Annotated in this window: 5 protein-coding genes; 1 reads left to right on the top strand and 4 read right to left on the bottom strand. The window is 55.0% G+C overall.

The features are described 5' to 3' along the window. Positions 1–173: 173 nt before the first annotated feature. Positions 174–1,217 (top strand): LacI family DNA-binding transcriptional regulator, encoded by a 1,044-nt coding sequence (locus PHD76_14910; protein ID MDD5263131.1) that lies wholly within the window; start codon positions 174–176, stop codon positions 1,215–1,217. Between the two features lie 798 nt (positions 1,218–2,015). On the opposite strand, the gene PHD76_14905 is transcribed toward PHD76_14910, so the two are convergent. The 4 genes from PHD76_14905 to PHD76_14890 all read right to left on the bottom strand — a co-directional run. Further along, positions 2,016–3,404, bottom strand: a complete 1,389-nt coding sequence (locus tag PHD76_14905; GenBank protein MDD5263130.1) for a polysaccharide deacetylase family protein — start codon at positions 3,402–3,404, stop codon at positions 2,016–2,018. A gap of 69 nt (positions 3,405–3,473) precedes the next feature. After that, a complete protein-coding gene (locus PHD76_14900) occupies positions 3,474–4,556 on the bottom strand; it encodes a hydroxyacid dehydrogenase (GenBank protein ID MDD5263129.1) in 1,083 nt (360 codons plus the stop codon). Positions 4,557–4,569: 13 nt separating this feature from the next. Then, the gene (locus PHD76_14895) at positions 4,570–6,051 is read right to left on the bottom strand and encodes a hypothetical protein (GenBank protein ID MDD5263128.1); all 1,482 of its coding nucleotides are present in this window, start codon (positions 6,049–6,051) and stop codon (positions 4,570–4,572) included. Positions 6,052–6,111: 60 nt separating this feature from the next. Continuing rightward, on the bottom strand, positions 6,112–7,043 hold a 932-nt coding region (locus PHD76_14890), incomplete at its 5' end, for a sialate O-acetylesterase (protein ID MDD5263127.1).

Genomic DNA, 7,043 nt, shown 5'->3' with positions numbered 1-7,043 from the left:
TGCACTCGATTTTTCACTGGGTCCGTTCCATTTCAAGCTCGCCTGAGCGGGAATACGTTTTTGGGCTCGCTCGGGCAAGCGTTGTTGCGTATTTACAATATAAAACATTAAATTGAGGATCAAAGCGGTTTTAATTGCAATTGTTTTCTAACTGTAGAATCATTGTCTCCCGTATGGCCGAGCAGCGCGTCACCATCCGTGATATTGCCAAGATAGCCGGGTTGCACTTTACCACAGTCAGCCTGGCGCTTCGCAACAGCCCCCGCTTGAATGACGCCACCCGGAGCAAAATCCAAAAGCTGGCCAAAAAGATGGGGTACCGGCCCGACCCCATGCTGGCCTCATTGAACGCCTACCGGCAATCCAAATCGCAGCCGCATTACCAGGCGACCATTGCATGGATCAATAATTGGCCGGAACGCTATCATATGCTCTCCAACGCGGAATTTTTGGAATATTACCAGGGAGCGAAAGAGCGCTCGGAAGAACGCGGCTATGTCCTGGAAGAATTCTGGCTGCGCGAACCGGGAATGAACGTGGAGAAAATCAACCGCATTTTCAAGGCCCGGAACATCCAGGGCATGCTGATCGCGCCCCAGCCCGAATCCCAAACCATTCTACCCTTTGACTATGAAGAATTATCCACCGTCGCGCTCGGCTACAGCATGCGCCCGGCATCGCTGCATGTGGTGACCAATCACCACTTTCATTCCATGAATCTGATCTTCACACGCCTCCGGGATCTTGGCTACAAACGGGCGGGGTTGTGCGTCGGACTGAACTGGGACGAGAAGGTGGAGAATGGAATGTTAGGCGGCTGGGAATTGTGGAACTGGAAAAATCCCAATCAGATCGAAATAAGCCACTTTACGGACGCTTTCAAGAACAACAGGGAGCGGGTGGAGAAGTGGATCAAAAAGGAGAAACCGGAAGTAATCGTTGCCACAGATGACAGTGCGGAACTTTTGATGTCCTGGGGCTATAAATTTCCGGGTGACATGGGCTACGCCAGCCTCGCTCTCAAGCATGATGAAAAATATTTTTCCGGGATTTATCAGAATGACATCCTGATCGGGAAAAAGGCCATCGATTTGGTTATTGGCATGATACAGCGCGGCGAGCGCGGACTGCCTGAAACGCCGATCCGAACCCTGATCGAGAGCGAATGGCATTCCGGAAAAACATTGCGGCAGCAGAAAGTCAGCAGTATGGATTAAGAATTATGAAGTTCTGAATTCCACATTCTGCATTCACCATTTTCCCCTGCGGCCCAGCCTTCACTGAAGCTTCTGCTGGCAGGCAAACCAAACCCCCTTTACTTCCCCCATTTCAGCTCTTCGTTATACACAAGTACTGGATCGCCACGGCCCAACTCCGACATCCTCGCGAGTGTTTCAGATGGGCCTCCTAATTAACAGATGTGACAAGATGTTGAGATATATGATGTTAGCTAAAACGCCAACGGCGTTTCGTCCTCCAGCCCAGGGTTGCGAGGAACGAGCTACCCTGGGTAAAATCAAAATATACCCCGAACCCTGAATGGGTTCCGTCCTCCTCTCGCCCATGCCGCCCCGCTGCAACTCCGATAGGCATCGCGAGTGAACTCCTTCAGAGTTGGGAACATTTTTGACAGATACCCAGGGTGGGCTCTCGCTGACTCGCGCCAACCCTGGGCTGAAAGATGCAACCGCGTTGCGGTAAGCTACAGCTCACGTTCATTCCCGCTCAAAACAGCTTTTTGAAAGGTTTGGATTCTCGCGATGGCGAACAGCCCATATCAGCATGCCTTGCTGATACTGCGCCTTACGCGACCGCGTCATTGCGAGGAGGAGGGCTTCGCCCGACGACGCGGCAATCCAGAAATCCCGTCCATGCATCTGCCATGTTGACCCAATCCCACTTGTGTATAACAGCAAGCTTTTCAGGAGGATGAATTCAGCTAGCGCTAATCAAAAAAATGAATCTTTGTATTACCTTGTGTGCTTGGCGTCCTTGACGCGAGAAATGTGCTGGTGCTACTGCCCGGCGGGGTGAGCGGCGTATTCGGAGGCCAGGACAAACTCGGCTTTTTGTTCCGTGAGGAAATCGATGATTTTCACGAAGTTGTCAAAACGGTCCGGGGCCCAGTGCATCGGATGACCCTGAATGACAAAGTACTCGCGCTCCGGATGTTTGGCATAGCCGGCCACAAATTTGTCAAAGTCCGGCAAGCCCACCTTGCTTTCGATGTTCACCTCCCAGACGCGGTCCAGAATGACGACCTTGCCTTTGGCAGCGAGCTGCTTCCCGGGCTCGTCAAGCGGGACGGGATAGAGCCAGACCTTCATGTTGGGATCCTCGTCCATTACACGGATGGTATTGGCATCAAAGCAGGGAGTGGCCACGCCTCCCGGAGGGCCGAAGGTGTGAAAGGGGAATCCGAGCTTTTCGACGGCAAGCTGCTGGGAACGCTCAAAGCGCTTTCTTTGTTCCTCGTAAGGACGATTATTGAATTCGTTGAACTGTTCCCCGTTTTCAAGATGGGTGTTGTGGTCCCAGGCATGGAACCAGAATTCAAAAAGACCGGTGGCCTGCTGGTCCTTGATCCACTGGGTGTATTCCGGCGTGGTTGTCTCCAGCGTCTCGCAGATGATGCCGATGTTGGCTTTGATTTTCCGCGACTTGATAAACTCGGCAAACTTGATCCAGAGGCCGTTCACCTTGCCATCCACCTGCCGCAGGTCATCCACCTTGATGATGATTTTGGGCGGGGCTTTCCGCGGCGGGAGATCCACAGGCGCTGCTGCGGGAACCGCTGCCATTGCCACGGGAGCGGATTCCTGCGAGGCCAGCCTGGCTCCGGCCCCTTCCAGGGAAAAATCGTCCACATCCGCGATACCCACGGATCCGCCAAAGGAATGAATCCACAGAGCAACCGATGCGGCGCCATCTGGCGCCGCTGCGTTAAGGGTAAATTGATGCCACTGGCCATCCCCATCCTTGGCTCCACACACGGGATGCCCGGCCCCGGCGCGTTGCAGGGGATCATTGATCAACTGCCCGCTCTCCGTATAAAAATAGAGATAAACACCGAGAAAGCCGGGCTTGTCGCTCTTTTCCCAAAAACTCAATTTAAGCGCTGTGGCGGGCGTCACCGCCAGCTTCGAACTGAAAACGCTGGAGCCGCCCTTGGGATCCTGGTCGGAAATGCGGAGGCCCATTTTTCCCTCGTGCGCCGCCTCGGGAACAACGGTGGACATGGAATCCTTGATGAGCCAACCGTTCGCCCCGTCTTCAAACCCCGGATTTACCACCGGGTTGGCATTTTCGTTTTGCGCACAGGCCGGAAGCGCCAGGAGCACTGTAAAGGCCAAAAAATTAAACCAGCTCCTCTGGCGCGGGAGCTGTGGAGTTGCGTGTTTCATAGGCTTGAACGCCACTATGCGGCAATCGCAACATCCCGGCCAGAGGCTTTTTGTTCTACAAATAGAAATTTAGGTGGAACGGTCGTAGGCATCCAAAGTCACCTGACCCTGGATTTTGCCGCCGTCCAGATAGCTGCGGATATTTTCCGCGGCAAACCGGCTTAGAATGAAAAACCCGTCCAGCGTCGGGCCGGCAATGTGTGGTGAAAGCAAGGTGTGGGGTGTCCGGCGCAAGGGGGAATCCGCGGGCAGCGGCTCCTGCTCATAGACATCCAGTGCGACCCTCAGGCGGCCTTCGAAAGCCAGCCGGGCCAGCGCATCTTGATCAACGATCCTCCCCCTCCCCACGTTGACGAAGACGGCGTCTTCCGGCAGGAGGCGAAGAATTGCCTCCGTCACCGATCCCTGGCTGCGCTGTGTAAGGGATTCGCATTCAATCAGAACCTCGCTGCCCGAGAAAAGTTCTTCCAGACTGTCGCAACAGCGGACTCCATATTGTTCAAACAAGCTGCGCGGCACACCGCGGGAGTACGAGGCAAGTTCGACCTGAAAGGGTTTTAACATCGCCACCAGTTCGCGGGCGATGGCGCCAAACCCGTGCAATCCCACACGCCTGCCCCGCAAAGAGCGCGTGTTTAAGGTCAAACAGGCAAACGGGGTTATATTCTTCGGCCATTGATCCAGACATGGGTTCCATGCCGGGAGATTCCGCAAGGCGCCCAGCACGAGGAGGATTGTGTGTTCCGCAACCGCGTAGCTGATGGATGTCCCCCAGTTGGAAACAAGCACTCCCCTCTCAATCAAATGACGGGGAACAATCGACTTGACCCCGCCCGCCAGATGGCAGACGTAGCGCAAGGACATATGCGGGGAGCGGGCAAACCCCTCGGGAATGGCCGGGGTCCCCCAACAAGTGACCAGCACCGTCGGCTTGATTTGAAAGAGAGTCTGCTCCCAGGCGGAGGCATCCATGGAAGAAATATCAATCCAATCGTAATCCATAGCTGGAAATCCAATGGAACTAAAAAGCGGCAGATATTGCTTCTTGCTTTCCTCCGTGAGGGCAAAAACGATTTTTTCGGCGGTGTTCTTTGTTGAACAGGCCGGTTCCTTTTCGCCGCCCTTCGGGCTGATGCTGGCAGATGTGTGCATAGGAATAAAAGTGTCAGGGGGTTTTTTCGGGGATGACGGGAGCAGACCCCGCCACGGGAGGGGTGGAGTTTTGAGCTGCGGCACATTCCTCGGGAGTGACAAACGCAGCGCCTTGCTCCTTGAGAAAATCGACTATTTTCAAGAACTCCCCGTACGTCTCGTTCTTTTCCGTATCGTCCCAACCCCAGAGCGGCGGGTGTCCCTGAAGGATGAAATAGCCGCGCCCACGATTGTGCGCGTAGCCTTGCAAAAAGACATCAAAGCGGGGATGGCCGACGACGGCTTCGATGTTCACCGGAAAAACGCGATCCAGCACCGTGACCTTGCCCTTCGCCATGAGTTGGCTGCCCATCTCATCGATCGGCCAGGGGTACATGATGTCTTTCATGTAGGGATCGTTCTGCAGAGATTGCAGAAACGCCTCGTCTATGAGCGGCTGCGGCCCGCTGCCGGTCGGCCCATAGGAAGCGAAGTGGAAACCAAGTTTTTCCCCGGCGATTTTCTGGCACAGGGTCTCGCGCTGTATTTCTTCCTCGACGGAGCGGCCCCGGCCTTCGGGCATTTCCTTGCCGTCGGGACCGGTCCATGGCGCGTGATCATAACCGTGCAGCCAGAATTCGACGAGTCCGCTGTCATGCATTTTCTTCATCCACTCCAGAACTTCGGGGCTGGCCGTTTCCAGACCTTTGGCGACTACTCCGATCCCCACCTTGATTTTTCTGTCCTCGACAAATTTTTCGATCCGCAGCCAGTGGTGATGTACCTGATTCAAGGGGCCTTTGGCCCAACTGATGGCAAAATCATCGAGCTTGAGGACGATTTTCGGGGAAGACTTGCCCCGGGTCGGATTGGCTTTGATTTCCGCCAGCAAGGGTTCAATCGGAATCGGCGGCGGGAGCGCGGTTCTGGCGGCTGCTTCCGGGGTCATTTCCGTCAGGGCAAAATCGTCCACATCCGTCGTGTCCTTGGATTTGCTCTGGAAAGACAGGAGGATTGAGAGGGTGCTTGCCCCTTCGGGGGCCGTTGCCTGAGCCGTATAGAGGTTGAACGCCTGGCCGGCCTTGACTTCGATGACCGGCCAAAAGCCCGGCATATTGACGGGCAAAATCGCCTTGCCAACTCCGTCGGCGAACATGAGTTTGGCCATCAGATTGGGCTTGGCGCCGCCCATGCGACCCCAAAAGGTCAGACGATAGATATGGCCGGCCTGGATCGGGAATTGTTCACTTGCCAGACTGAGCCGGTCCTGACTGTCATCTCCGCCAAATCGCAGCCCCATCTTGCCCATGGAAGCCGCTTCCTCGGTAACATGCAGGCGCGTGGAATCGGCGGGATTGGGCGACCAAGCTGAGAGGCCGTTTTCAAAGCCGGGATTTTTCAGGAGGTTATCGGTTTGGGAAAAAGCGGTGCTGGAAAGCAGGAAAGCAAGAAGAAGTGCCGGACGACACTTTTTCAACTGTTGAAGGGGGATCTGGATAATCCTGCAGTAAACCACATTATTAGCGTAGCTTAAAATCGGGGCTGGGCTAGAGAAGATGAATTCTAACTGTTGAAATTAATGCGCTTGCACTTGATACGGCCAGTCATCGGTTCGAAACGGCGAAGCTGGGAGCCCTTCCTTGTCATAGAGATTGCACTCGGGATTGTCGGCCCAGGCGTAACGCACCGCAACCGGGTCGGTCACTTCCTCGTTCCAAACTTGCACACTGTCACCGTCGATTTGTGCCTTGGCCCAAACCCATTTTTGATCCGCACCGGCTATGGAAAATCCCTTGAGCTCGGTCGTGGAAGGTGGAACAGCTCCCGGAGGAGTCCATGGCGGGGTGCCAATGGCAAGCCCGCCGCCAATCTGGCTGAATTTAATCCGCACCTTGTTTTGCTCGACAGTCATCGATTGAAAGATCGGCCCGGAATAAACCAAATCCTGTCCATAGGCGACATGCCGGGCTGCTTTGCCCAATCTGAGGCCAACGTCATACTTGTCGATGGGGTGAATATTATTCTCCACGCCAAGGTCGATGATAACAGCCATTCCCGTCTGCGGCAGCTTGAGGGTTTTCAATTGTGATTCACGTACGCGAGCCCAGGCACTATCGGTCGGCACATCACTTCGCTTTTTGAAATTGGCAAGCTGTACAAATAAAAATGGGAAATCACCCTGCCCCCATTTTTCGCGCCAGTCGGTGATCATCCGGGAAAACAAAGTGGCGTACTGGGCGGGGGCATCCTCATTGGCTTCCCCCTGATACCAGATCACACCCTTGATCGCGTAAGGTATCAACGGGGCAACCATCGCGTTAAAAAGTCCGGTCGGGCTTTTGGCCCAGCCATCGGGAGACAAAGGCGGCACAGGAGCCGGAGGCTCGGGCTTGGGCATGGGCGGCGCCGGTTTGCCCTCAGTGGCCAATGTTGCAGCCTCGCTTTTCCATGTGTTCAGGGCCGCGGCATTGGCGGCTCCGTATTGTTCGTCCCATTTCTTTTTGGCCT

Source organism: Candidatus Methylacidiphilales bacterium, assembly GCA_028713655.1.
Taxonomy (GTDB): domain Bacteria; phylum Verrucomicrobiota; class Verrucomicrobiia; order Methylacidiphilales; family JAAUTS01; genus JAQTNW01.
The sequence above is the reverse complement of the archived record's forward strand: the minus strand, read 5'-3'. Positions and strand labels throughout refer to the sequence as shown.

Bases quoted from the DNA above. Each gene is read 5' to 3' on its own strand.
- PHD76_14910 (MDD5263131.1), top strand. From the start codon at position 174: ATGGCCGAGCAGCGCGTCACCATCCGTGATATTGCCAAGATAGCCGGG.
- PHD76_14905 (MDD5263130.1), bottom strand. From the start codon at position 3,404: ATGAAACACGCAACTCCACAGCTCCCGCGCCAGAGGAGCTGGTTTAAT.
- PHD76_14900 (MDD5263129.1), bottom strand. From the start codon at position 4,556: ATGCACACATCTGCCAGCATCAGCCCGAAGGGCGGCGAAAAGGAACCG.